Origin of the sequence: Terasakiispira papahanaumokuakeensis (assembly GCF_001709345.1) — a bacterium.
GTDB classification, from domain to species: Bacteria; Pseudomonadota; Gammaproteobacteria; order Pseudomonadales; family Halomonadaceae; genus Terasakiispira; species Terasakiispira papahanaumokuakeensis.
Map to the genome: position 1 here is coordinate 1,339,108 of NZ_MDTQ01000001.1, position 25,955 is coordinate 1,365,062.

Here is a 25,955-nt window from a genome sequence, read left to right on the forward strand (position 1 = left end):
CCCGGCCAGTATGGAAAAACCACTGCCCGACCTGCCTGAAGGGGAGACGGCTTGCGCGCGGCAAGACCAGGCTGCCACTCAAGGTGGCGCAGGTAGCGTTGGAGGGTAGACCGCCATGTCGATTTGCACTTTGCTCAATAGCGCGGATGAACTTTTATCACTCTGTGATGAAGCGGAGCGTCAACAGGTTTACGCCTTGATTGATCCCCTTGCGGGCGAAGTGCCAGGTCAAGTGCCTGATAGAGGCTGTGGGTGGCTGAAGAATCCTTTTTTCTCACGCCCTCAGCAAGAACAGCTGCGTCTTCAGTCTTTGCCTGAAGGTCGTGATGAGGCGCGCCATGGACTCAATGCTCAAATGTCGCTGAGGGCGAAAAGCCTGCAAGTAGGCCATCCGCTTTGTGGCTGGATTGTGAGTCAACGAAACCCACAAGCGGTGGCTTATTACTTCTCTCGGCAATTGAAGCAAATCAATGAAGTCGGCGACTCTGTATTGCTCCGTTTTTATGATCCTCGCGTCATGATCCGGCTGCTCGACATATTGGATCATCGCCAACTCTCGTATTTGCTGGGCCCGATTGAGTATTGGTGCTTTCAGGATTATTCAGGAGTACTGCACCTGATCAATCCTCATCAGGAGCAGCGTGCTCCCGGGCCTATTAGATTAACCACTGAGCAGTGGAAGGCAATTCGTCGTATTGAGCTGGTTAATCATTGTCTACAAGGCTGGTGTGAGGCCGGACAGCCTTATGATCTTCGCTTACATACAAAAGTGGACCATTTGATCACAGCAGCTCAAGAGTTTGAAATTACTGACAGTAGCCAAGTGAGTGCTTTTGTGATGGACGGCCTATTGGTGGGTTCACAGTTTTATCGCCATCCCATCATGCACGCTTTATTGAAGCAAATCAGTAAATCTCAATCCTACATCCAACTCACCCGTCAACTCGATGAAAGCGCTTGGCAACTGATTGCTAAGGGACAGGAATAACCTATGGGCATTGTAGAGAATAGACAGCAGCTACAAAGTTATCGCGAAGAAACGACATGTGCGGGCCTTGAAGCTGGAGAATGCAAGTTTTGCCAACGGATGGGCTTACCTATTCTGCCTGTTCGTTATGCGGTGTGTGAACGTACAAGTGATAATCAAGCGCTGCCAGAGTTGTCTGATGGTGAGATAGAGGCATTCACCTCCTTAAAATTGGACCAGTCCATGCAGAATGGGCAAATTCAGAGTAAAGAGATTCCTGAAAGTGCACGAGAATACTTCTCTGATATCAAAGGCAACCAAACGACCAAGTACATTCTGCGCCAAGTGCGGCAAGGTTACTTTTACGTATTCGATCAGGATAACCCTGATGGGATGCGATGGTATGGTTATGCAATTACCTCGGATGGCAAGTTTTATCAATTCCCTGTGTTATACCCGCCAGCGCCTGGCGAAAAAGAATTCTCTTGTAATGACAAATCAACCGATGCTCTAAACGCGGCTTATATTACGATTCCGACGGCTGAAAAATCGGGCAAAGTTTATTTCGCCTATACAGAACATCCCTGGCCTATTGAGCATATCAGGCGTATTGGCGGTGATCAGGCTTGGCGTGATCAGAATATGCAATCTATTGATATTCCAAGCTGGGTCAGTGGTGATCCATGTGACCATGCTTTCCCTATTAACGAACTGCCTGACCGTGTTGGAGAATATAGTGATGGGCGTCTGGGGATTCGTAAACATTTTTGGTCATGCGGGAGCCAGCTCGAAGATTATGAGGGGCGTGCTGAAGACTTAATTCATAACATGAACCAAAAGTTGGTGATGGCACCCGAGCGATTTAAAGATAAAGCATTAATTTTAGCGGTGAAAGATGAAGCCGGTATCATCAATGAGTTGAATGCCTACCGACAGCAGCCGATGCAACGGCTTGAAGACTATCTCTCTCGGGGTGACAACCGCCGGAAAATGTTCTGTTTGAATGCGATTAATGCGCTTTCAGATAACTTTAAACATGCGACTTATGAGACTCAACAACAAGTCCTTTCGCCAGAGGTTAGCCGAAGAGAAGAGCAGATCGAAAGGCTTGAAGACGCGAAAATTCAAGCTGCTGAAAGTTTTGACCAGGACATTGCCAGGGCTCGAGCTGAAAACGATGATGATCAAGTTCAGTGGATTCTTGAACGCAAAAGAAAGCACTTGGCTTGGCTTGATCAACAAATAGACAACTTAAAAATAGGTGTCACCAATGTTAATCGTGAAATCCAGCGGTCGGCTGAAGTCAAGGCTCAAGACATTATCGAAGAGCTGAATGAGGATCATTATAACAAGGCGGCTTTGGAAGCTTTTAAAGCAGAATATGAAGCGGTGCTTGACCGTTCCCAAGCGGTACTGCAATGCCTAGATGATGACTATGCGCTGTGGGTACAAACCCATTTAAGTGATTTGATCTCACGCTATAGTACTGAAGATTATATGACTGGCCTTGGATTAAGTGGCCTGATCACAGCTTGTTTAAAAGGTGGTGGGCTTGACCAATCCAGCGTTTCTCTATGGTTGAATTATGCAAAGGATATTAAAAACCCAGACTCACCACTCACTCGGGCCTTATTTCTAAATCAGGAAGCACTCTACTCTGCAGCTGTTTCGGCTGTAAGTGCTTTGGATGGCCATTTTTTCAATGCTGCAGATGTCCAGCCCTGGGCCAATCAATATATTTCATGTCAGTCTCAGCTCGACCATGTTGAACTCGAAAAAGCCATTAATCGTTATCAGGGGATCTTTTCTGAATTACTGTTAATTGCTAAATCATCGATTGCGGGTTTAGCGATTCAAGAAATTAAAAACAGTCAAGTGGCTGGTACTCAAGAAGCTCTTTATACACTTTTTGCTTATTATCAAATCATTGAGATGGGGGATCCAAGTACTAATCAAGATCATCCCTCGCCTGCCCTTGTGCCGATTCGAGTCACCTTGCGGGTAGATGAATTGCAGCAATGGTTGAAATATATATCGGTGATGACAGAGGCAAGAGCCTCTTATCGTAAGACTCATGATGGAGAAGCATTAAAATTCCCCGATGGGCAAGGGGGTAACTTTGCGCCTCCTATTGCTGAGAATAGTGAGCTGATTGAAGTTGTAATTCCTGTAGATCCTGATGACGTCTCTAATGTTTCGAGTGCCCTACAACAAGCCACGCAATCCGAAGTGAAAAATCGAAATGAAGCGCTGGCTAAGAACCGTCAAGATGTTGTGCTGAAGTTGATGGATGGCGCCACCACCACTAAAGCGATTGCTCATGGCTTTGTGCTAGTGAGTACGTTGAAAGCGCTCATCAGCAATAAAGATAAGCTGGGTGAGAGCGATATTTGGTGGAAGATTACCGGGGATTCGATCAACTTAGTCAAAGCGATTGTCGATGCCCGAGAAAGCCTCACCACCGTTTATGCCCACTATACGGGGAACAACTCAGTACTCAATAGCATCGCACCTAATACGAAATGGGGCATGTTCTCTAGAGTTGTAGGACGTGTCGCCAACATCTTTGCTTTGCTGGATGGCTTCCAAAAACTCTCGCAAGTTGTCCGTAATGCCCGCCTTGGGTTGCCCTACACCGCCCAGTTGGTATCCGGGAGCTTAATGATTATTGGCCCTATCGTCGCGATATTAGTTGGGTCATTTGTGGGCGCTGTTGTGGGGGTACTGATTGCCTTAGTCGGTCTAATTCTCGGCGCAATATTTACGTCCCTTGTGCCGCCCGCCGTTATTATGTGGCTGAACCGTTCTTACTTCCGCAATGAAGGCGTGGGAGACCTACTGCCTTTTGATAATCTGGAAGAAGAAAAAAACTCACTTGAAATGGTATTTAAAGGCATCACCGTCGAGTTTGTGGTTGGATACACAACTGTTAATAGTGCTGGTTATAATGACACCGCTATACAGTATTATGCGGAGAGTCGCGCTGGTATAGGTGCTATGCCACTCCAAGAAGCAGCATGGGATATTGATATTAAAATTAAGTTTCCAGATTTTGAAAATGGTCATTTTTTTGTTGGTCTTAGAGCATCAGATAGAGATGATATTTTTAATATATTTATTAAGAAGGGTGAAGGTGAAGATAAGTATTCTATAGTTGATGATATTTCTAGGGGTGAGTTTAATGAAAATGGTGTTGTCTCGAACTTGAATGGTGATTATGAGATTGTAGATGAAAGCTCTGGACGTGCTCTAAAAGTTAATGTGTGTCCAAGCATGTATGAATTTTCAAAGCCATTCAGGCTTGATGTGAAGTTTATTTCTAATAGTCTTGGCGTGGGGGAGAATAATGTTGAAGACTTTTTTGAAGTTTGAGTTGTTGTGTGTGTTTTGGCTTTCGGCTAACACTGTTTTTGCTGGTATGGAGTTCTATGGAGATGATGATGGTGTTATTAGATTTAGTGACTACCTAACCTCAGATTCGTTTTATTTGAGTGATGTAACTCTGGAAAGTTCCAATAAGCAGCTTTATGCTGCTGGGTTTTGTTATCTTCATGGCTGCTCAGAAATAGGCAACGATGTTGATGTAAGTAAAGCGGTTGACTATATAGGTTATGCCAAAGAAAGGGGTGTAGATGATGTCTATTTTGATTATGCGTATATGTATTTGAAAGGTATTCATTATTCTAAAAATATTTCCGAAGGAATGCGTTTTCTTAAAAAAAGCGCAGAGAAAGGTGATGTTAGGTCTCTGGTTACATTAGGTAATTTTTATAGTGATGGGTTCAGAACAATAACTGTTGATCGTGAGGAAGGGTTTAAATGGTACTATATTGCTGCTGAAAAAGGCGTTAAAAAAGCAATGAGTAAGGTTTATTATTATTATTCAGATGAATCTCATCCTGAGACATTTGACCTGAGTAAGGCTTTTTATTGGGCCAAAAAGATTGAAGAAGTTCATCCTGATGATATTGGTCGATATACTTTCAAGTTAGGTGAAATATATGAAAAAGGTCTGGGCACCCAGAAAAACCTGATACTCGCAACTCGATACTATATTTTAGGTGGTTCAGCGGGTAGTGACGATGTCGCTCGGTTACGCGAAAAGATGACTGAAGAAGAGTTTCAAGAAGCCGTTCGCCTTGCGAATGAGTGGCAAGCGGAACACCGCATTCGAGTGCCTCGTTATTATCAATGATTACACCAAAAATATTGATTTGAACCTGGTCCGGCGGTTTAACATTTTCTATCACGGTCGATGTTAAAACCGGCCGGGTTGATGATCATGCCGGTACACTATGCGGCCACTGAGCCGAGCGATGCGCATGATGTGGCTGACCCGTTAAAGCAAGATGCTGATGCGCGCCATGGGCCACAACCAGACCTCACACTTAGCGGCTTTGAAGCAAGCAATGCCCGGCACGCTTGAAGGGATTGTGAGGGTCATGGATTCCCTCAAGAAAATATGGGATCAAAGCGTGAAAGCGATGGCCGTAGTGGAGAGCGAAGGGCGCGCTACCGCCAGTGCCGCCTTTACCCGGTTGGTTTATTATTCCGGGGCGCCAGTTATCGAGCTGCTGACGGCTTCAACTCAGAAGGCGATCAAACCCATTTATATGTTAGCGACAATGCTTTCCACTGATTATGTCGTGATTCCCAAAATCACATCTGGTACGGCCGCTCAGTATTTAGATGTGCTGGGCGAGCAAATCAGAGCCATGGCCCCCGCGCATCAAAAACCCTCTAAAACGCAAGTGCGTCGCTTTTTACGCAGGACATTAAAACAGCATGGCTATGGCACACAACGGTTTAGCATGCCTAATTTATTGCCCTACATAAATCACAAATTCGAGCAGCCGCTGAAGCCTCATCAGGCGGGTATGATGTGATCCGTAAAATGTTGGAGAGCGGTGATGATCTCGTATTAGATGCTCGAAAAATCGACGAAATCTGGAGCAGGAAATTTACTTAGATTGCCAACTCAGGGGTTATAGGGAGTGCCATCGGCGCGCTTTTCGGTGGTGCTTCAGCATTAATTGCCAACAAAGCACTAGAAAAAGCCGATGTCTTCGATCATGACGAAATGCAAAGCCGTTTTCGTGGCGCCGTGATCGCCTTTATTGGCGGCATGCTTGAAGCAACTGAAGCAGGGATTAAGTTACTGACTAATATGGGGCGACTTAGAATCTCTGGACGAGGACTTCGCCTTGTTGGTTTGATAGGAGGGTTGGGACGGCTTTTTGGCGGTATAGGAGCATTTATCTTTGCTGCATGGGATGCCGTGAATGCGGTGAACGCACTTGTGGCTGGAAATATAGGCATGTTTTTATTGTACAGTGTGTCATCCTTTGTTGGCGGTCTATTGATTTTTCTTGCATTTTTTAATCCTTTGCTTGGTCTTGCGCTTGTTGTTGTTAGTGTGATCTTGGGTCTCATTATTTATTTAGTCGCTGATACTGAAATGCAAAAATGGTTATCTCACTGTTTTTATGGAGCTTCAGAACGCTATCCGAATATTGAAACCTCGCAAGAACGACTTAAAGAGGTATTGGCATGAGAGGTTTGATTGATAGGTACTGGAAGAAGCTGATTATATTTATGAGGTGTATATCTTTATCTACATTTGATCGAGGGAGCGTAGATAGCCGTCTTGATCTTTCAACGCGTCAAAAAAATTATGGTCAAGCTTATCCAAGCAGTTTTACTTTAGTGCAAAATGAGAACATATTGTCACTATCAGACTCTTATTTGTTCCGGCGCGGCATGCACCTCGGGCTGGGTGGTTTCGTTGCTTTTTTCATTTTTTTTATACCCTTTTTTACCTGTATTGGTGCCCTATTATTGGGCGCCAAGGTTTCAGATGTTATTTTAGGTTTTCTGGGAGTTATGCCAATGGCTGTATTGGCAGCTTCTTTTACTTATGTTCCAATCAAATATGAGCTTGATTGTATGCCTGTTTCTCCTGTGGTTTTTAATCGAAAGACGGGGAGGGTTTATTTTTTTGGTGAAATATCAGGTGAGGCTCAATCATATCCTTGGCATCAGTGTCATTTTAGTGTTGTTCATATGGCGACTTTTATTGGATATCATGGGCGTCATTATGAGCTCAGGGGTTATATCTTGGATGAACAAGAAAATGTGATCGATAGTTTCTCATTCGGTGCTGAATATGTTATTTGGAGCATTAAAAGTGAGCCCTTAAAAGATTTTATGGTCGGTACTTTTGAGTATATTCGACGTTTTATGGATGGTGAAAATCTACCTAGACCTGATTTCTATTTGGCTATCAGGCCTGACTGGAAAAGCTTTGTATCAAGAGTAGTTGCTAATAATTACGATGGTAGCTGGTTAACTAGAAAAATGATGAAGTTCAGTATTGTGTTTGCTATCTGCTCTTTTCCTCAATATTTTGGCTATAAGCTATGTTGGAAGAATGGCCGATTCCCCGTATGGCCTAAACAGTTTATTGATGAATGTGGTCCTGAGATCGTGATCGAACGTTAAAGCTAGATATTATTGTGATCCTGGGAGTCAGTGTTGGTTCCTGGGGAGGGGGTATGTACTTTTGATCTAGTGCCAACTTTGGTACCGATGCGAGTGGCTGTACGTGTCGATGCCCGAGAAAGCCTCACCACCATTTATGCCCACTATACGGGGAACAACTCAGTACTCAATAGTATCGCACCTAATACGAAATGGGGGCATGTTCTCTAGAGTTGTAGGACGCGTCGCCAACATCTTTGCTTTGCTGGATGGCTTCCAAAAACTCTCGCAAGTTGTCCGTAATGCCCGCCTTGGGTTGCCCTACACCGCCCAGTTGGTACCCGGGAGCTTAATGATTATTGGCCCTATCGTCGCGATATTTGTGGGCGCTGTTGTGGGGGTACTGATTGCCTTAGTCGGTCTAATTCTCGGCGCCATATTTGTGACCCTTGTTCCGCCAGCGGTTACCATGTGGCTGAACCGTTCCTACTTCTGTAATGAAGGCGATGCTTTAAGTAATGGTGATAAATTTGATGTAAGAAACTCTAGTGATGGAAGGAATCAAGTTTTAATATTGATGAGTTTATTCTCTTTTCTTGGAGTGACTTTTCAAAACGTGATGCCTGAGGGGGTAGATAATGTTTAAGATGTTTTTAAAATTTAGTGTTTTGTTTTTTTGCTCTGCTTTTAGCGGTTATTCGTTCTCTGAGGTTTTATTTCATTCTGATTCAGAGGAGAAAGCAAAGCTAGATTTGATGGAATATGTTAAATCTGAGGCTTTTTCTATTGGCCTTGTTTCTGAACAAAGTTCAAATAAGGATATTTATGCTGCGGGGTTTTGCTATCTTTATAAGTGCCCTTGGATAGATGTGCATGAAAAGAATATAGATAAAGCATTTCGTTATATTATGACTTCGATTAATAATGGGGTTTATGATGGTTATTATGATTTAGGATTTATGTATATGAAAGGTATTTATTTCGAAAAAGACTTTAAGTCTGCTATTGATGAAATGGTCAAAGGAGGCAATTATGGTGATGTCCGAGCGCAAAATTTCCTTGGTAGAGTCTATGCGGGCGAAGGCCATTTTGTGACAGAAGATGATGAGGCGTCATTTAGCTGGTTTATGAAGGCTGCAGAAAAAGGTGACGAATATGCAATGAGTAAAATTTCTTATTATTACTATTCGGGTTTTGGTGTTTCTAAAGATGAGAATATGGCGTTTTTATGGGCTAAAAAAATAGAAGGTCTTGAAGAGCCAAATATAATATTGTTTGCACCAAAGCTTTCGCTGTTCTATGAAAAGGGAATTAGGAACACCTAAAGATAATATTAAAGCTGTTAAATATCAAATTCTTATGGGATCCGCTGGTCGTGATGATGTTGAGCGATTGCGTCAAAATATGACTGAAGAAGAGTTCCAAGAGGCCGTTCGCCTCGCGAATGAGTGGCAAGCGGAACACCGTATTCAAGTGCCTCGCCATTATCAGTGATTACCACCAAAATATTGATTTGAAGCTGATCCGGCGGTTTAACATTTTCTATCATTGTCGATGTTAAAACTGGTCAGGCTGGTGATCGTGCCGGTACGCTATGCTATTCCAGTTCATTGAACATCGACCTGGATACATGGATGGTCGATTCAACCCCCATCAGAGCAACTTGGTCGGCCAGCGGTACCGGATAAGGGGATCTTTATATCATGCGCTTGGCCGTAGCAGAGGGGGCCTGACCACGATGATACATATGGTGTGTGATCGCCACGGTTTTCCCCTTGCCTTTTCCTTGTTTGCAGGCCAGTGCGCTGACTCAATTTATCTGATGACACCGCTAGAAAAAGTTCGTTTACTGGGGCGTCTAGGTCAACCTCGCAAACACAGTCGTTACATAGTGGCAGACAAGGGGTAGGACAGTGATGCTTTAGCGCCCAATCATTCTGTGGCGTCGCATGCATCGATGACCAAAACCGGGGGCTTCTTCATCAGTTTGACCGGCCAAAATATCGCCAGCGTAATGTGATGAAATGTCTGTTTGGCAGGCTAAAGGAAAAGCGTCGCTTCAATTCCCGTTACAATAAGCTGACCACAAGCTTTAAAGCCATGGTGACACTGGTTTGTATCAAGCAATTTATGAGAGCCGATAAGACAAAATCGGCGAAGAAATACAGTTGATGTCTTGTCAATAAGTATTTAGAACCGATTTAATACTGGATTATTGAGCATAGTCCCTTTTAGGCAGTGCTTGGTGAAATTTATGAAGAGAGGTGCAAATGTTCAAGGCTATCCTTAGATTTAATGTTCTTTTTTTTCTGTCATTTTATTATAGTTCAGTCTTGGCGGATATGGTTTTCTATGGAGACAAGAATGGTGTTGTTGAATTTCATGAGTTCCTGATTTCAGATTCTTTTTCATTGTCTAGTGTTAATAAAGAAAGTTCTGATGAGGCGCTTTATGCCGCAGGGTTTTGCTATTTGCGCGGGTGTTCAGAAATAGGTAATGACGTTGATGTTGATCTGGCCGCTAAGTATTTAAAATATGCTGAGGTTAGAGGTGTTGATGATGTCTATTCTGATTATGCTTTTATGTATGTAAAAGGTGTTTTTTATCCTGAGGACTTTAATAAAGGTGTTGCGTATTTAAAGAAAGGTGCCGAGAAAGGTGATATTAGAACGATGAATACCCTTGGTAATATTTATACTCATGGGTTCAGGTCTATAAGTGCAGATAGACAGGAAGGAATTGAATGGTATCGTCTTGCAGCAGAAAAAGGTGCTAGCCGTTCAATGAGCAAAGTTTACTATTATTATGCTGATGAAAAACACCCTGAAACATTTGATCTGAGCAAGGCTTTTTATTGGGCCAAAAAGATTGAAGAAGTTCATCCTGATGATATTGGTCGATATACTTTCAAGTTAGGTGAAATATATGAAAAAGGTCTGGGCACCCAGAAAAACCTGATACTCGCAACTCGATACTATATTTTAGGTGGTTCAGCGGGTAGTGACGATGTCGCACGGTTACGCGAAAAGATGACTGAAGAAGCGTTCCAAGAAGCCGTTCGCCTTGCGAATGAATGGCAAGCGGAACACCGCATTCGAGTGCCTCGTTATTATCAGTAGTGGCTCATGATGCTGATTCACTGAGCGGCTATCGAGCGTTGGTGATTGCACGTCTTATCGAAAGCCCCGGAACGCAGCGGTCGCGTTCTGGGGCTTTTGTGTTTTTATTAACACAAACTAACGATTATTGAGGATTTAATGGCGCATCCCAGGCGTTGAGTTTGGCCTCGCTCCAGTCGCCATAGGTGCTGTTGGGGAAGACGATCCAGTCTTGGCCAAAGTGGTCTGCATTGGCTTTGACAGCTTCTTGTTGTTCGGCGAGGTTGGCTTCGGCAAATACTTTGGAGAAGTCATGCAGTGAGTCGCCCAGTTGCATGATGAGGGTGTGATGCTGGGTGACACTGTTGCGACGTTCGGCTTTAGGTGTGCCGTATAGTAAGACGTGATCCTCACTGACCTGGGGGAGTTCTAGTGCTTTGAGTGTAGCGATTGTGCTGGCTTTGTTTTCGCCAAAGCGGTCTGAGATGTAATAGATACTGACGCCTGCCTGATTCGCGTAATCAAAGAAGGCTTTGGCGCCTGGGATCAGTCGAGGATGCCCGTTTTTTTCCCAATGACTCCAGGTATCCCAGGTGGTGTAGTCATGGCACGCTTGCATATCGCGTACGAGCAAAGCGCTGTTGTCGATGACGGTTTCATCAAGGTCGGTGATGATGGCCAATGATGCTGGATCGCCATTAAATTGATCGAGCTGGTCTTTCAAACGGTAATGCGCCAGTGTGAAGCCTTGACGTTGTAAGGCGGCGACTTCAGCGGATTGTTGTTGGTAGCGCAGCCCCATCTCATAAGCTTTTTGCTCACATATTTGAGTAGGGGACTCTGCAAAGGCAGTGGGAGCCAATAGGAGGGTGGCTAGAGCGAGTCGACGGATAGTCGTCTGACAAGCGGAGGGCATGTCGTTCTCCTTTTAATAATTTTTCATTATTGTTTAGAAAGAAAATTATCATATTTTATTTTGATTGAATGTTCAAACTTGTACTTGAGTCTGATGTTTGAGGTAGTGGGTGGTGGCGGGGTATAGGTTTGGCCTTGAGTCAGGCTTGGTTCTCTTTGTTGCGAGGGATGTTTTTGGTGAGGCGCAAAGAAAAAGCCACCTCAGAGGAGGTGGCTTTACGAGCGATTGATGGGTCTCAGGTTAGAATTGATCTTCTTCCGTTGAGCCTTTCAATGCGGTGACGGATGAGGTGCCGCCCTGGATAACCGTGGTGACATCATCAAAGTAACCGGCTCCGACTTCTTGCTGGTGGGCAACGAAGGTGTAGCCTCGTTCAGCAGCTTCAAATTCTGGCTGCTGGACTTTCTCAACATAGTGTTTCATCCCTTCGCCACGAGCGTAGTGGTAGGCCAGATCGAACATGTTGTACCACATGTTATGGATACCCGCGAGGGTGATGAACTGATAGCGATAGCCCATGTTGGCCAGCTCATCCTGGAATTTAGCGATGGTGGCATCGTCCAGGTTTTTCTTCCAGTTGAAAGAAGGTGAGCAGTTGTAGGCCAGTAGTTTGTCTGGGTACTGGGCGTGAATCGCATCAGCAAAACGTTTGGCTTCTTCTAAATCGGGCGTTGCAGTTTCACACCACAGCAGATCGGCATAGGGGGCGTAAGCCAATCCGCGTGCAATGGCTTGCTCAATCCCAGGCTTGGTCCGATAGAACCCTTCTGAAGTACGCTCTCCAGCTTTGATGAAGGGGGCATCGTATTCATCGGCATCGGATGTGATCAAGTCTGCGGCATTGGCGTCAGTACGTGCGAGCACGATGGTGGGTACGCCCATCACATCGGCAGCCAGTCGTGCGGCGACTAATTTTTGTACGGCCTCTTGGGTCGGGACTAACACTTTGCCCCCCATATGACCGCATTTTTTGACTGCCGCTAATTGGTCTTCAAAGTGTACGCCGGAAGCGCCGTTTTGAATCATGTTTTTCATGAGTTCGTAGGCGTTGAGTACACCACCAAAGCCAGCTTCAGCGTCAGCGACAATGGGTAAGAAGTAGTCTTGAGCATCTGATTCGGGCAGTTTGCCGTCACAGATGTTTTTCCATTGGATCTCATCTGCACGCTTAAAGGTGTTGTTGATACGACGTACGACAGTGGGGACTGAGTCGTAAGCGTACAGTGATTGGTCCGGGTACATGGTTTCTGAGCTGTTATTATCTGCCGCGACTTGCCAGCCGGATAAGTAAATGGCTTCGATACCCGCTTTGGCTTGCTGCAGTGCTTGGCCACCTGTTAGAGCGCCCATGCAATTCACATAACCTTTTTTGGATTGGTTTTGGGCGACAAGATTCCAGAGTTTTTCCGCACCGCGTTGGGCGTAGGTGTATTCAGGCTGTACGGTGCCTCGCAGGCGGACGACATCTTCGGCTGAATAGGGACGTTTGACACCTTTCCAGCGTGGATTTTCTTTCCAGTCTTTTTCCAGGGCTGCGATTTGCTCAGCGCGACTCAGTGCCATGTCGATTACCTCAAGAGTTTGAATGTCACTAGGGGTCTATCGTTTCAAAGAATCAGTCGTTCTAAAGAATCAATCGTTCTAATGAATCAATAGTCTCAAAGTGACCTTTAATCCAGTCAGAAATTCTTATCAAAAGCACGAGGCTTATTAATTGAGTTTCTGTCGTTAAGATTGGCCAAAGGGTGCCGCCTTTGGGTCAATCTTTTTTCGCGGCATGGGTTATGCTGCGTTGCGTTATTGATACTGAGACCCCTTGGCCGCCCTGTCAAATCAGCATTTCGTCGTATTGTTGTGATGGCTTTATGAATTTAATGGGACGCGCGTTTGAATTTTTATTGCGTATGCGAAATAAAAATTTATAGCGTATTTTAGGTGGGTAAATTTACAACAAGTGGCGTTGTAAATTGACTACATTGTTGGCGCTATCGATAAGAAGATGTCGTGTAGAAGAGTATAGTGCGTGTAATTGATTAATCGAGTGCTTGTGTTCTTTGGCCGCTCAGTGACGGCTGCGAGTGGCAGTAGGCGCGTTTGGTGTGGAGATGGGTCAACGTGAGTGATCAAGCGATAACATCATGCTTCGATGCTGAATACCGGCTTCTTCAAACTCATCGCCAAAGGCTTTAAACCCTAATTGTGCGTAGAAGCCCAACGCATGAGTTTGTGCATTCAGCTGGAGGTGAGGGTAGTGCTTAGTTCGGGCATAGTTGATGATCGCATCCATCACTTGTGCGCCATAGCCGCATCCTCTGGCGGGTTTCAGTACGGCCATTCGTCCAACTTTGCCTGTTGGGGTGAGTCGTGCTGTCGCGATGGCATGGCCATTCTTTTGTAATAGAAAGTGGTGGCATTCGTGGTCATGGCCATCCCATTCTTCTTCAATGGGCACTTGTTGCTCGATGACGAAAACGTGATGGCGAATTCGTTGGCAATCGATTTGGAGTTCAGACCAGGGGCCGTTTTTGATGATGATTGCCATAGTCGTCGCTAGAGTCCAAAGCGGGGGATAGGGAGTGGCGTGGGGATATCACCTATATAATGCGGAAAAGAGCGCCTATCTTTTATTGAACAAAATAGCGATTGAACAAGATAGGCGCTCTTTCTTCGGATCAATCCTGATCGTTTGGATCGATGAGACTGAGGCTGCCTTGATTCAGTAGCGTTGTGATCAAGGTTTGGGCTTCTGGCGCCGCCAACAGCGAGGTCAGGGTGTCTGTCTCAAAGATAAATTGTGCGCAGAGTTGTTCGATTAAGGGCAAAAGGTCGGCAGTGAAAGGGTAGGCATTCCCGTCGACGAATAAGTTGCCGCTGCTTTCAGCGCATCGCTCAAACGCAAAGCGACTGCCCTCGGTGACGATCAATTGTTCACCCGATGCGAGGGCTTCTTGCCAATCAGTGACTTGCCATGGCGTTTCCGGTTCGATCAATTGATCAGGGTATTTGGTTTGTGTCATGGCACGGCCAAACCATTCCGATAGTGCTTGATCGTCGTCTAGCGCGGCCAGTACCAGTGATTTCAGGCGTGCTTTGGCTTCAGTGGTGATTTCCCCAGGATTGGCCTGGAGTTTGAGGTCCGGATCGGCATAGCGTTGATCTTCTGTGAGCTTTTCGGCAATGAAGTCTGAGGCGCCACATAGAATTTCTTCTGCGGATAGGGCACGAAAACCGACTGACCAAGTGGTGCAATCTTCAGAAGTCGAGCGGCCATAATGGGCGAGCTGGGGAGGCAGATAGAGGAGGTCTCCTGGTGCTAGCTCCCAGTCCATGAGTTGGCCATTTTCGCCTTCTTGAGGTTCGAAGGATTCTAGAATTCTGAGCCGTGTATCTTGCCGAATCGGGGTCGTCTGATCACAGAGTTCTCCGAGTTGCCAGCGGCGTGTACCGCTGGCTTGTAGTAAAAAGACATCGTAATAGTCGATGTGAGGCCCAACGCTACCGCCTTCGGGTGCGTAGCTGATCATGACATCATCGAGACGCCAGCTGGGCACGAAGCGAAAAGCATTTAAAATATCCCGTACCTCAGGGACATAGTGATCAACGGCTTGAACCAATAAGGTCCAGTTTTTCTCAGGTAACTGACCGAATGTCGCTTCGGTAAATGGCCCTTCGCGCAATGCCCAAGGTTTGCCCTGGTCTGTTTCTATATCACCTTGCTCCAACACTAGACGGGATTCGACTTGTGTTTCACAAGCCAGGCCCGCCAAGGTATCGGGGTCGATGGGTGTGCTGAAGTCAGGAAAAGCTTGTCGAATCAGCAGTGGCTTCTTCTGCCAGTATTCTGCCAAAAAGCGTTCTGGCGTGATGTCACCCAATGCATGCGCTAAAGGACCAAAGGTCACGTTAAATCTCCCGAGCCTGTTCGATGGCATTACCGATATAAGTCGCTGGTGTCAGGGCCAATAGTTCATCTTTGGCCGCCTGAGGCATATCCAAACCGTTGACAAAAGTTTGCAACGCTTCGTGCGTGATGCCTTTGCCTCGGGTCAATTCCTTGAGCTTTTCGTAAGGTTTTTCAATCCCATAACGGCGCATGACGGTTTGAATGGGTTCCGCCAGGACTTCCCAGCTATGGTCCAGATCCTCAGCGATGATGTGGGGGTTGGTTTCGAGCTTGCTCACCCCTTTTAATGTGGCCTGGTAAGCAATCACGCTTTGCCCAAAACCGATACCTAAGTTACGCAGTACGGTGGAGTCAGTAAGATCTCGTTGCCAGCGTGAAATGGGTAATTTGCTCGCCAGGTGGCCCAGGATGGCATTGGCAATACCGAGGTTGCCTTCTGAGTTTTCAAAATCGATGGGGTTCACTTTATGCGGCATGGTGGACGAGCCCACTTCGCCGGCCACTGTTCTTTGCTTAAAGTAGCCCAGCGAAATATAACCCCAAATATCGCGGTCAAAGTCGATCAAAATCGTATTGAAACGGCTGACGGCATCAAACAGCTCAGCAATATAGTCGTGAGGTTCGATTTGGGTGGTGTAGGGGTTCCAAGCGAGGCCGAGGCTCTGTACAAATTCAGCGGCATTGGCTTGCCAATCGATTTCAGGGTAGGCCGATAGGTGTGCATTGTAGTTCCCTACTGCACCATTGATTTTACCCATCAATTCAACCGATTCGACTTGCTTGATCTGGCGTTGGAGACGGTAGGCCACGTTAGCCATCTCTTTTCCCAGTGTCGTCGGGCTTGCGGTTTGCCCGTGAGTGCGCGACAGCATCGGGATTTCAGCATTGGCGAGTGCCAGTTGGCGAATCGCTTCGTGGATTTCACGCATCTGCGGCAGTATGACTTGATCCAGACCACCTTTGAGCATCAGGGCGTGGGACAGGTTGTTAATGTCTTCGCTGGTGCAGGCAAAGTGGACGAATTCGCTGATCGCAACCAGTTCGGCGTTATCGGCAATTTGTTCTTTAATGAAGTACTCAACAGCTTTGACATCATGGTTTGTGGTGCGCTCGATGTCTTTAATGCGTTGAGCATTGGCTTCGGTGAAGTCGTGGATCAAGGTGTCCAGTACAGCAGACGCTTCTGCCGACAATTGAGGGACTTCTGGAATGCCGGGGTGTTGTGCCAGCCGCTGTAACCAGCGGACTTCAACTTCGACACGTCGACGAATGAGGCCGAATTCTGAGAAGTGTTCGCGTAAGGCGGCGGTTTTGCTGCCATAGCGGCCATCAACGGGAGACAATGCGGTCAGGGCAGAGAGCTGCATGGGAAGATCCTGGCAATAGGTTAGCGGATTAAATCAATCAGACTCACCTTCAAGCGCCGCAACGGTGATCTTGAGATGAGGGGGGTACCCCGTCAGCGCTTCAGGTCAGTTCAATCGACTATTGGTTTAATCAACCGATTGGGTTAATCAACCGATTGGGTCAATCAACTCTTGGGTCAATCGAGTACTCAATAATGGCGCGCATTGTAATCGATTGAGATCGGTTTGTCGGCTTTGATTGGGTCGGATTGTGATGAGGCGCGTAGGCTCATGTGGATCGACTGGAGGGCAAGCCTCCACAAGGGAGGCTGCGTGATTAATCCGAGTTATAGGCCGAGCTGTGTTAAGTCCCGCATGATTTGCTTGCGAGAGAACAGGAGTTTCCAGCGCCGTCCGCCAGCCTGGTGCCAAAGCATCGAGGAGCGTATACCCGCCAGTAATAACGCGCGTATTTTATCGGCATTGGCGGATTGCTGCAGAATACTGGGCTCACCTTTCACTTGAATCCGAAATGAGAGCGTACTTAAGGTGTCTTGATAGAGTCCGGAAAGTGCGGCAATGACATTCTCATGAGTTGGACCAAAATGCTCGGCCTGGTGTTGAATTTGTTCCAGGCGTTGACCGATAGCCGTCAGCATCGTGGGGTCTTTGCTGAGTCGGTGCTGTAGCATGATGATGGACATGCTGTAGTTTAAAATGAGGGGGTCAATACCACGCTCTCGCCGGACAAATTGGTGCAGTAGGCGGCCGCCCATTTTTAGATTATCTAGATGGCCGCCATAAATATCTGAATCATTCTCAGGGTTTGTGACGAGTATGCTTTGAATGCTGGTGGCATAGGGTGCCTGATCCAGTAATCCGGTTGTCGCCAGTTGCTGAACTTGTGCGGCGGCTTGGAATACCCCTGCAAGCCCAATGGCTTGGCGTTTTGTTTTGCTATCCGTCATGCATCAATCCATTCACAAGTGATCAGGCGGGTGTGTGGTCGCGCCAGGTATGAGCAATCACCGCTCCCCCTAGGCAGCGCTCGCCTTGGTAGAAGACAACTGATTGGCCCGGTGTGACCGCGCGTTGAGGCTCATCGAAAACCACTTCGCAAGTGCCATCGTCATGCATCGTGACCTGACATGGCTGATCGGTTTGACGGTAACGCACTTTGGCCGTGCAGTGAAAATGTTCGGCTGGCGCCTGGCCGGCGACCCAGTCAGGGATTTCACTGGCAAGCCCGCGTGTAAATAAGAGTGGGTGATCCGTACCTTGAACTGCAATCAGCCGATTGTTTTCTAAGTCTTTTTCAGCAACAAACCAGGGATCTTCTGAGTAATGCTTGAGGCCACCAATCCCGAGCCCTTGTCGCTGGCCGATGGTGTAATACATTAAACCCATATGGTCGCCGATGATATCGCCTTCAGGCGTCACGATTTTTCCAGGCTGTGCAGGTAAATATTGCTTGAGAAAATCACGGAAGCGACGTTCCCCAATGAAGCAAATGCCGGTGGAGTCTTTCTTTTTTGCGGTGATCAAACCATGGCGTTCGGCCAAGGCTCGAACCGCCGGTTTCTCTAACTCGCCCACCGGGAATAGACTCATGCCAATTTCCGCCTGCCCTACGGCACAGAGGAAATAGCTTTGATCTTTGTTCGGATCTAGCCCTTTTAGCAGCAGCGCCTGGCCATCTTCATCTGTGCCGCGACGAACGTAATGGCCGGTCGCAATCAGGTCGGCGCCCAGCATGCGGGCATATTCAAGAAAGGCTTTGAACTTGATTTCGCGATTACAGAGAATATCTGGGTTGGGGGTTCGTCCAGCTTTATATTCACTGAGAAAATGTTCGAAGACGTTGTCCCAGTACTCGGCCGAAAAATTGGCCGCATGGAGATGAATGCCTAGCTTGTCGCAAACCGCTTGGGCATCGGCATAGTCTTCTTTAGCGGTACAATACTCGGTGCCGTCATCCTCCTCCCAGTTTTTCATGAACAGGCCTTCGACTTGATAGCCTTGCTGTTGCAGCAGTAGCGCTGAGACGGAGGAGTCTACACCGCCGGACATACCGACGATGACTTTGAGTTCGGAGGGGGATTTTTCTATTGCTGTTGCAGTGGTCACGTTAACCCCTAAGGTCTTGATATTCTGATTGCATGTGGTGCTCTGCTTTAGGTCGTGTTGGGCTCAAGTGTGGTTCGTTAGAGCCCAAGCCTGGCTCATGAGCACTCAAGAGTGTTCATTGGTGTGAGTGTGTTCATTGGTGTGCAAGCATTATTCATTACAAATGGAGGCACTTTAAACATTATTCAAACTTCATGAGCCTGATATCACCATTTCTCTCATCACAATCAGTCTCATCACAAGCCGTTTCATTACAAGTAGTCTCATCACAACCTGTTGATTTTCGAAACCTTGATTATAACTCAGTTTGATGTTGCTGGGTTTGAGGCCCTCATCGATCGCCTTGATCAAAGTTCCATATGATATCCAATGGAAACTGTTTGCCGTCACGGAAGTCTCGGTAGCAGGGAATGACCATCGGACTGCGTAATTGTTGCTGTTGTTCGGCGTTCAGTAAGTCGTTCCAGGTGAGCCAGCGAGGGCCAATAATGCCTTCATCCAGTGTGGCGTCTGGCTGTGCTTTAATGGGCGTGCCAATAAAGCAGTGGCGATGATAAGTAATGCCGCTGGGGGAGGTGTTGATATAAAGCCCTTGGTAATGGGTAATGTTGACCTCCCAGCCTGTCTCTTCCAGGGTTTCCCGATAAGCCGCTGCAATCAGTGATTCGCCAAACTCAATATGGCCCGCAGGTTGATTTAACACCTGCCGACCTTCACTCATCTCTTCAGTTAATAGGAAGTAACCATCATCATGAATCACCGTCGCGACAGTGGCATGGGGCATCCAGCGTGTCATCAGCGCCCTCCTTTGGGTTTTCGCGGTGTGCGGTGTGCGCTTTTAGGCTGAGCGGTTTTGGGGTGAGCTTTGTGCGTTGTTTTTGAGCCCGCATGTTCACCGCGACCTTTTTTGCGGGGTTTTAGTGTCACTTTTTGGGTTTGTTCAGGCATGTGCACCGTGGTTTGCCGCCAGCGCCCAGGCTTGAGACCTTCCAGCGTCCAACTGCCAATGGCATAACGAATCAAACGTAATGTAGGAAAACCCACGTGTGCGGTCATACGGCGGACCTGCCGGTTGCGCCCTTCCATGATGGTGAGCTCTAGCCAGCTGGTGCCTTTGCCTTTGCGAGGTTTAACTGGGGTGCTGCGCTCGGCTACTTTGGGAGGATCCATCCGTCGGGCTTTTGCCGGGCGAGTACGGCCGTCTTTGAGTTCAACCCCAGTGCTCAACTGCGTGAGGGCCTCATCTGTAATGTCACCTTCCACCTGAACCCAATAGGTTTTGGGTAGCTTATACTCAGGGTGAGTGATGCGCGCTTGGAGTTCTCCATCATCGGTCAGCAGGAGTAGCCCTTCGGAGTCGTAATCCAAACGACCGGCCGGATAAATATTGGGAACCTTCAAATATTCAGCCAGTGTTGTCCGAGGACTTTCCTCATCGGTGCGTTCATCTGTAAACTGTGACAGCACATGAAAAGGTTTGTAAAACAGATAGATATCACTCATTTTTAAGATGTCATCTTGTTAGGGCAATTTGGATACGTTGCATCCGCGACAGGGCCAGAAAGGGATAGTGTATCCCGTGTTGTTGTAGGCTTACTACAAATTGCCTACTGAACCAAGTAGTTGCGGTGCTATACTAGCGCCGCGAGCGATTTTACATGCTATTAGGGAGTTAAGAATGGGCTATCAAAATATTAAGGTGCCGGCGACCGGTGAAAAAATCACGGTAAACGCTGACAATTCCATCAATGTGCCGAATAACCCCATCATTCCCTTCATCGAAGGTGATGGCATTGGTGTCGATGTGTCTCCGGCGATGATCAAGGTTGTTGATGCGGCGGTTCAGAAGGCTTACAACGGTGAGCGAAAAATCTCCTGGATGGAAGTCTATGCGGGCGAGAAAGCCACGCACGTATACGACCAGGACACCTGGATGCCTAAAGAGACGCTGGAAGCGATCAAGGACTATGTTGTTTCTATTAAAGGTCCTTTGACAACCCCTGTGGGTGGTGGCATTCGTTCCCTGAACGTGGCGTTGCGTCAAGAGCTGGATCTGTATGTCTGTCAGCGTCCTGTGCGCTGGTTCCAAGGCGTTCCAAGCCCGGTTAAAGCGCCTGGCGATGTGGATATGGTGATCTTCCGCGAAAACTCTGAAGATATCTATGCCGGGGTTGAGTGGAAAGCCGGTACGCCTGAAGCTGATAAAGTGATTAAGTTCCTGCGTGAAGAAATGGGTGTTAAAAACATCCGCTTCCCAGAACAGTGTGGTATCGGTGTGAAACCGGTGTCTGAAGAAGGCACTAAGCGTCTGGTTCGTAAAGCGATTCAGTATGCTGTGGATAATGACCGTGATTCAGTCACGATTGTCCACAAAGGCAACATCATGAAGTTCACCGAAGGTGCTTTCAAAGATTGGGGCTATCAGGTTGCGGCTGAAGAGTTTGGCGCAGAGCTGTTAGATGGCGGCCCTTGGATGAGCTTTAAAAACCCGAACACGGGCAAAGAAGTTGTCGTCAAAGACGTGATCGCTGATGCCATGCTGCAGCAGATCCTTCTGCGTCCGGCTGAGTATGATGTCATCGCAACTTTGAACTTGAACGGTGACTATATCTCTGATGCGCTGGCCGCAGAAGTTGGGGGTATTGGTATCGCTCCGGGTGCGAACTTGTCTGATAGCGTTGCTATGTTCGAAGCGACTCACGGCACTGCACCTAAATATGCCGGTCAAGACAAAGTGAACCCAGGTTCTGTCATTTTGTCTGCTGAGATGATGTTACGCCATATGGGCTGGCTCGAAGCTGCTGATTTGGTTATCAAAGGTGTTGAAGGTGCGATCGCTAACAAAACAGTGACTTATGACTTTGAGCGTCTGATGGAAGGTGCCAAGCTGCGTAAGTGTTCTGAGTTTGCTGGTGATGTGATCGACAATATGTAAGTCGCTCATAAGATGTGTCATCTTCATTGGTGCTCATTAAAACATCGATGCTTATCGAGGCATCTATGTTCACTGAGATGAGATGAATAAGCACATCAGCATCCGAGTCGCATCATCGGGCTTAGGATGAAAGAACCCTGCAGGTGACTGCAGGGTTCTTTTTTTGATCTATTTTTGACCTGTTGCTCAATGGCTGCTATAGCCCATTAGCGGAATAAATAATTGCGAGTTCATTTTGAGACGGTCTTCTTTTCTCGTTTTGCGGATCTGACCTATCTCCTGATCTATATCGCAATTTATCCAGACAAATGGTAAGTGAATAGCGGTTGGATTAAAGACACGATGAAAGCCTTTATGCGGAAATGCGAGTAGAAAATAGCTAGAAACGCTTGAGTTGAACAACTTATATCTGAAAGACTTGTGCTTCGCTCATGCTGCCCCTATTTTGTAATTGGGGTTATGCTTGTTATCGGGCCGCTTATTTTGATTTTTAATCTGATTTTGATTTTGAATCTAAAGCTGCGGAGCTTTTAAGCCATCTTGACGTCTAAAGTCTGATACACAGCAGCATGTTCCGATCTAAACTCGAACCAAGAGGCTTGGCAGGCGTGATGCCAAACACGGACACATTTTCCGACCAGGCGGTAGATAACCTGGCCATCAATAGTATTCATAGTGAGTTGTTTCAGGCAGCTCATTGGGATAATCAGGGTCTGGCCATTAGGATGATGGCGGACGATCATGGTGCTGACGAGGAAGGGGAAGATGGAGCTCTGGCCACTGAAGAGGCCAAACCGGAACTGAAACGGCCTTCTATGTATAAAGTGATCATGCTTAATGATGACTATACGCCGATGGAGTTTGTTGTTCAGGTATTAATGGAATTCTTCAGCATGGACCAGGATAAGGCAACCCGAATTATGTTGGCTGTTCATACTGAAGGCCGTGCCGTATGTGGTCTTTATACTCGGGATGTCGCTGAAACCAAGGCAGCTCAGGTCAACCAGTTCGCGCGGGATAATGAACACCCGCTACTGTGTGATATCGAAGTTGCCGACTGATTACTGAACCGCTTTTAGGGCGGTAAGAGAGGGTAGGCCCATGCTCAGTAAAGATCTCGAACACACGCTCAATGAAGCGTTCACCATGGCGCGTCGTCAACGCCATGAGTTCATGACTGTAGAGCATTTATTGTTAGCGCTGCTGGATAATGACGCCGCTGCAGAAGTTTTGCGTGCCTGTGGTGTTGAAATGGAGCGTTTAAGAGATGATCTGGCCGAATTTATTGGCTCCACCACTCCCTTAATCCCTGAAGGTCACTTGGAGCGAGAAACACAACCGACTTTAGGTTTTCAGCGTGTACTTCAGCGGGCTGTTTTTCATGTTCAGTCTTCGGGTAAACAGGAAGTCAATGGGGCCAATGTGTTGGTGGCCATTTTCAGTGAGCAGGAAAGCCAAGCGGTCTTTTTCCTCAAACAGCAAGGTGTTGCCCGTGTTGATATTGTGAATTTTGTGTCTCATGGGATTTCTAAGGTCAATAGCCCCGATGCGGGGAATAGTGGGCATGACACAGAAGAAGAAACGGAAACCGTTTCCGCCGGTCATCCGCTGCACAGCTTTGCGACTAACCTCAATGAACAAGCGCGTATTGGGCGGATTGATCCTTTGGTTGGGCGTGAGCATGAAATTGAGCGGGTGGTCCAGGTGCTAGCCCGCCGCCGGAAGAATAACCCTTTGTTGGTCGGTGAAGCTGGGGTAGGTAAAACAGCTATTGCCGAAGGGCTGGCTAAACGCATCGTGGACGGTATGGTACCTGATGTGATTTCTGATGCCGTCGTTTACTCCTTGGATTTGGGCGCGCTCCTAGCGGGGACCAAGTATCGCGGTGATTTCGAAAAACGGTTGAAAGCACTTTTAGGCGAACTGCGTAAGCAAGAACACTCGATTTTATTTATTGATGAGATTCATACCATTATTGGTGCGGGTGCTGCTTCAGGTGGGGTCATGGATGCTTCTAACCTGTTGAAGCCGATGCTGTCCAGTGGTGAGTTGCGCTGTATTGGGTCTACAACCTTCCAGGAATATCGAGGTATTTTTGAGAAAGACCGTGCATTGGCACGACGTTTCCAGAAAATTGATGTGACTGAGCCGACAGTTGAAGATACCTTTGCGATTTTGCGTGGTCTGAAAAGTCGTTTCGAGGATCATCATAAAATTCATTATGACGATGCTGCACTGGAAACCGCTGCACGATTGTCCGCGCGTTATATTAATGATCGTCATCTACCCGATAAGGCGATTGATGTCGTCGATGAGGCCGGAGCTTATCAGCAATTGCTGCCTTTGGATCAACGTGTTGAAGTGATTGGGGTTGATGAGATTGAGTCTGTGGTGGCCAAAATTGCCAGGATTCCACCCAAATCAGTCTCCAGCGATGACAAAGAAGTGCTGCGCAATGTCGAGCGTGATTTGAAAATGCTGGTCTTTGGCCAGGATGAAAGCATTGAGGCACTCTCCAATGCCATTAAATTGTCTCGAGCAGGCCTGAAATCACCGGAGAAACCCATTGGGGCTTTCTTGTTTGCAGGGCCAACAGGCGTAGGTAAAACAGAGGTCACGCGGCAGTTAGCCCGTACGCTCGGGATTGAGCTGGTGCGCTTCGATATGTCTGAGTATATGGAGCGTCATACCGTCTCACGGCTGATCGGGGCGCCCCCTGGATATGTGGGTTATGACCAGGGTGGGTTATTGACTGAAGCGGTGACTAAGAATCCTCATTGTGTGTTGTTGTTGGATGAGATTGAGAAAGCGCATCCGGAAGTCTTTAACCTGCTACTGCAGGTGATGGACCATGGGACTTTGACGGACAATAATGGGCGTAAGGCTGATTTCCGTAATGTAATCTTGGTCATGACCACCAACGCGGGGGCTGAGTCTATGGCACGCCGCTCAATTGGCTTCCAGAAGCAAGATCATTCCACCGATGGTATGGAGGTGATCCGTAAGTCCTTCTCGCCAGAGTTTAGAAACCGGTTGGATACGATTATTCAGTTCCAGGCGTTGGATCAAGATGTGATTAAAAACATCGTGGACAAATTTCTGGTTGAATTGCAGGCTCAACTGGATGACAAACGTGTTGTCGTTGAAGTCGATGATGATGCCCGCACTTGGTTGGCGGAGCATGGTTATGATAAAGAAATGGGGGCGCGCCCAATGGCTCGTCTGATTCAGGAGCAGATCAAGAAACCATTAGCCGAGGCGATTCTTTTCGGAGCGCTGGCGAATCATGGCGGCACAGCTTATGTGTCTGTTCAGGATGATAATCTGACGCTGACTTTTGAGGGGGCTGTCGAGCCTGAGCCCGCTTAAGGGGCTAGGTTTGTCATGACATCCCGGTCGAGTGCTTTTCGACCCTTCAATAAAAGCCCCGAAGATGCTTGTCTTCGGGGTTTTTTAGGTTTTACCTGAGTTTGCTTTAGCGTGTTCTTTTTTTAAAGTATCTACTTATGGCATTGGATGGCCTTGAATGTCATCTCAAAAAGATCGACTGTCGTCCCATGCCCTAAGTAGGCGCCTGTTGCATCAGTCGGACATAATTCGCACGGCGTTGGTTTCTATGTGTTGCAGTAGGGTTTGGAGTTCACCTTGCTGGTCTTCGCTCATTCCGTTGAGGATATCTTGGCGTACTTCCTCGGCGATATATTCTATTTTTTCCAGCAGGGGTTTTGCTGTGGGCGTCAAGTAGATCCGCTTGCTGCGTTTGTCTTCCTCATCCTGCTGTCGCTCAATCAGATCTTGTCTTTGCAAACTATCGAGCAAGCGCACCAGTGTTGGACCTTCAATACCGACTCTTTCAGCGAGTACTTTCTGACTGACGCCATCCCCTAAGCGGTTGAGGATGAAAAGTGTCAGCCAACGTGATTGCGTCATGCCTAGCGGCTTGAGTGCCTTGTCTAACGCTGCACGCCACAAACGATGTGTGCGTGCCAATCTCATACCCAGTTCAATGCTCATTTTGAACAGTCCCATTAATCAATGTGCAGTTAGCATGCTAAAAGGTGCTTAAGCATTTGTGAACCACTGTTTTTACCTGGCATTAAAAACCATGACATATATTGGGCTACTCTGGTGAAGGTGAGAATTCTGGTGTGAGTAATAGGGCTAACGCCGCGATTTTGTGAA

The 25,955-nt window shown here is 47.1% G+C and carries 23 protein-coding genes; 13 read left to right on the forward strand and 10 right to left on the reverse strand.

Annotation, left to right across the window (positions count from 1 at the left end):
- The first annotated feature begins 115 nt into the window (after nt 1–115).
- From BFW38_RS05815 to BFW38_RS05855, 10 genes are all read left to right on the forward strand, one after another.
- The gene (locus tag BFW38_RS05815) at nt 116–988 is read left to right on the forward strand and encodes a DUF4123 domain-containing protein (protein ID WP_084004480.1); all 873 of its coding nucleotides are present in this window, start codon (nt 116–118) and stop codon (nt 986–988) included.
- Nucleotides 989–991: 3 nt separating this feature from the next.
- Nucleotides 992–4,339, forward strand: coding sequence for a T6SS effector BTH_I2691 family protein (locus BFW38_RS05820; RefSeq protein WP_068997529.1), 3,348 nt, complete (start codon nt 992–994; stop codon nt 4,337–4,339).
- Entirely contained in the window at nt 4,314–5,162 is an 849-nt protein-coding gene (locus BFW38_RS05825) for a tetratricopeptide repeat protein (protein ID WP_068997530.1), read from the forward strand. The genes BFW38_RS05820 and BFW38_RS05825 overlap by 26 nt, the downstream gene beginning before the upstream one ends.
- Before the next feature lie 160 nt (nt 5,163–5,322).
- Complete coding sequence (locus BFW38_RS05830; protein ID WP_139116565.1) at nt 5,323–5,853, forward strand: hypothetical protein; 531 nt, start codon at nt 5,323–5,325, stop codon at nt 5,851–5,853.
- A gap of 194 nt (nt 5,854–6,047) precedes the next feature.
- Nucleotides 6,048–6,521, forward strand: a complete 474-nt coding sequence (locus BFW38_RS05835; RefSeq protein ID WP_068997533.1) for a hypothetical protein — start codon at nt 6,048–6,050, stop codon at nt 6,519–6,521.
- Nucleotides 6,518–7,468, forward strand: a complete 951-nt coding sequence (locus BFW38_RS05840) for a DUF6708 domain-containing protein (protein WP_139116566.1) — start codon at nt 6,518–6,520, stop codon at nt 7,466–7,468. The genes BFW38_RS05835 and BFW38_RS05840 overlap by 4 nt, the downstream gene beginning before the upstream one ends.
- Nucleotides 7,469–7,667: 199 nt before the next feature.
- Nucleotides 7,668–8,093, forward strand: coding sequence for a hypothetical protein (locus BFW38_RS05845; RefSeq protein WP_068997537.1), 426 nt, complete (start codon nt 7,668–7,670; stop codon nt 8,091–8,093).
- The gene (locus BFW38_RS05850) at nt 8,086–8,772 is read left to right on the forward strand and encodes a tetratricopeptide repeat protein (protein ID WP_068997538.1); all 687 of its coding nucleotides are present in this window, start codon (nt 8,086–8,088) and stop codon (nt 8,770–8,772) included. The genes BFW38_RS05845 and BFW38_RS05850 overlap by 8 nt, the downstream gene beginning before the upstream one ends.
- Before the next feature lie 34 nt (nt 8,773–8,806).
- Nucleotides 8,807–8,941, forward strand: a complete 135-nt coding sequence (locus BFW38_RS18305; protein WP_281180368.1) for a hypothetical protein — start codon at nt 8,807–8,809, stop codon at nt 8,939–8,941.
- A 776-nt stretch (nt 8,942–9,717) separates the two neighbouring features.
- Entirely contained in the window at nt 9,718–10,566 is an 849-nt protein-coding gene (locus tag BFW38_RS05855) for a tetratricopeptide repeat protein (protein ID WP_068997540.1), read from the forward strand.
- A 124-nt stretch (nt 10,567–10,690) separates the two neighbouring features.
- Here the strand turns inward: BFW38_RS05855 and BFW38_RS05860 are convergent, their stop codons facing one another.
- The 9 genes from BFW38_RS05860 to BFW38_RS05900 all read right to left on the reverse strand — a co-directional run bounded on the left by BFW38_RS05860 (nt 10,691) and on the right by BFW38_RS05900 (nt 20,341).
- Nucleotides 10,691–11,461, reverse strand: a complete 771-nt coding sequence (locus BFW38_RS05860) for a 5'-nucleotidase, lipoprotein e(P4) family (protein ID WP_068997541.1) — start codon at nt 11,459–11,461, stop codon at nt 10,691–10,693.
- A gap of 240 nt (nt 11,462–11,701) precedes the next feature.
- Nucleotides 11,702–13,024: an isocitrate lyase gene (gene aceA, locus BFW38_RS05865; RefSeq protein ID WP_068997543.1), complete on the reverse strand. Its 1,323-nt coding sequence runs from the start codon at nt 13,022–13,024 to the stop codon at nt 11,702–11,704.
- 547 nt (nt 13,025–13,571) lie between these two features.
- On the reverse strand, nt 13,572–14,003 hold the full coding sequence (locus BFW38_RS05870; protein WP_068997544.1) for a GNAT family N-acetyltransferase: 432 nt from the start codon (nt 14,001–14,003) through the stop codon (nt 13,572–13,574).
- Nucleotides 14,004–14,133: 130 nt separating this feature from the next.
- Nucleotides 14,134–15,363 (reverse strand): cupin domain-containing protein, encoded by a 1,230-nt coding sequence (locus tag BFW38_RS05875; protein WP_245686084.1) that lies wholly within the window; start codon nt 15,361–15,363, stop codon nt 14,134–14,136.
- A 1-nt stretch (nt 15,364) separates the two neighbouring features.
- Nucleotides 15,365–16,732, reverse strand: a complete 1,368-nt coding sequence (gene purB / locus BFW38_RS05880; RefSeq protein WP_068997547.1) for an adenylosuccinate lyase — start codon at nt 16,730–16,732, stop codon at nt 15,365–15,367.
- A gap of 326 nt (nt 16,733–17,058) precedes the next feature.
- A complete protein-coding gene (hflD, locus tag BFW38_RS05885; RefSeq protein ID WP_068997548.1) occupies nt 17,059–17,679 on the reverse strand; it encodes a high frequency lysogenization protein HflD in 621 nt (206 codons plus the stop codon).
- A 22-nt stretch (nt 17,680–17,701) separates the two neighbouring features.
- A complete protein-coding gene (gene mnmA / locus BFW38_RS05890) occupies nt 17,702–18,838 on the reverse strand; it encodes a tRNA 2-thiouridine(34) synthase MnmA (RefSeq protein WP_281180369.1) in 1,137 nt (378 codons plus the stop codon).
- 331 nt (nt 18,839–19,169) lie between these two features.
- Nucleotides 19,170–19,634: an NUDIX hydrolase gene (locus tag BFW38_RS05895; protein ID WP_068997552.1), complete on the reverse strand. Its 465-nt coding sequence runs from the start codon at nt 19,632–19,634 to the stop codon at nt 19,170–19,172.
- Nucleotides 19,634–20,341, reverse strand: coding sequence for a pseudouridine synthase (locus BFW38_RS05900; RefSeq protein ID WP_068997554.1), 708 nt, complete (start codon nt 20,339–20,341; stop codon nt 19,634–19,636). The genes BFW38_RS05895 and BFW38_RS05900 overlap by 1 nt, the downstream gene beginning before the upstream one ends.
- 175 nt (nt 20,342–20,516) lie before the next feature.
- On the opposite strand from BFW38_RS05900, the gene icd reads away from it, so the two are divergent.
- From icd to clpA, 3 genes are all read left to right on the forward strand, one after another.
- Entirely contained in the window at nt 20,517–21,773 is a 1,257-nt protein-coding gene (gene icd, locus BFW38_RS05905) for an NADP-dependent isocitrate dehydrogenase (RefSeq protein WP_068997556.1), read from the forward strand.
- A gap of 725 nt (nt 21,774–22,498) precedes the next feature.
- Nucleotides 22,499–22,834, forward strand: a complete 336-nt coding sequence (gene clpS, locus BFW38_RS05910) for an ATP-dependent Clp protease adapter ClpS (RefSeq protein WP_069000248.1) — start codon at nt 22,499–22,501, stop codon at nt 22,832–22,834.
- Nucleotides 22,835–22,874: 40 nt separating this feature from the next.
- On the forward strand, nt 22,875–25,142 hold the full coding sequence (clpA, locus tag BFW38_RS05915) for an ATP-dependent Clp protease ATP-binding subunit ClpA (RefSeq protein ID WP_068997558.1): 2,268 nt from the start codon (nt 22,875–22,877) through the stop codon (nt 25,140–25,142).
- 213 nt (nt 25,143–25,355) lie between these two features.
- Here the strand turns inward: clpA and slyA are convergent, their stop codons facing one another.
- Nucleotides 25,356–25,787: a transcriptional regulator SlyA gene (gene slyA, locus BFW38_RS05920; RefSeq protein ID WP_068997560.1), complete on the reverse strand. Its 432-nt coding sequence runs from the start codon at nt 25,785–25,787 to the stop codon at nt 25,356–25,358.
- Nucleotides 25,788–25,955 lie beyond the last annotated feature (168 nt).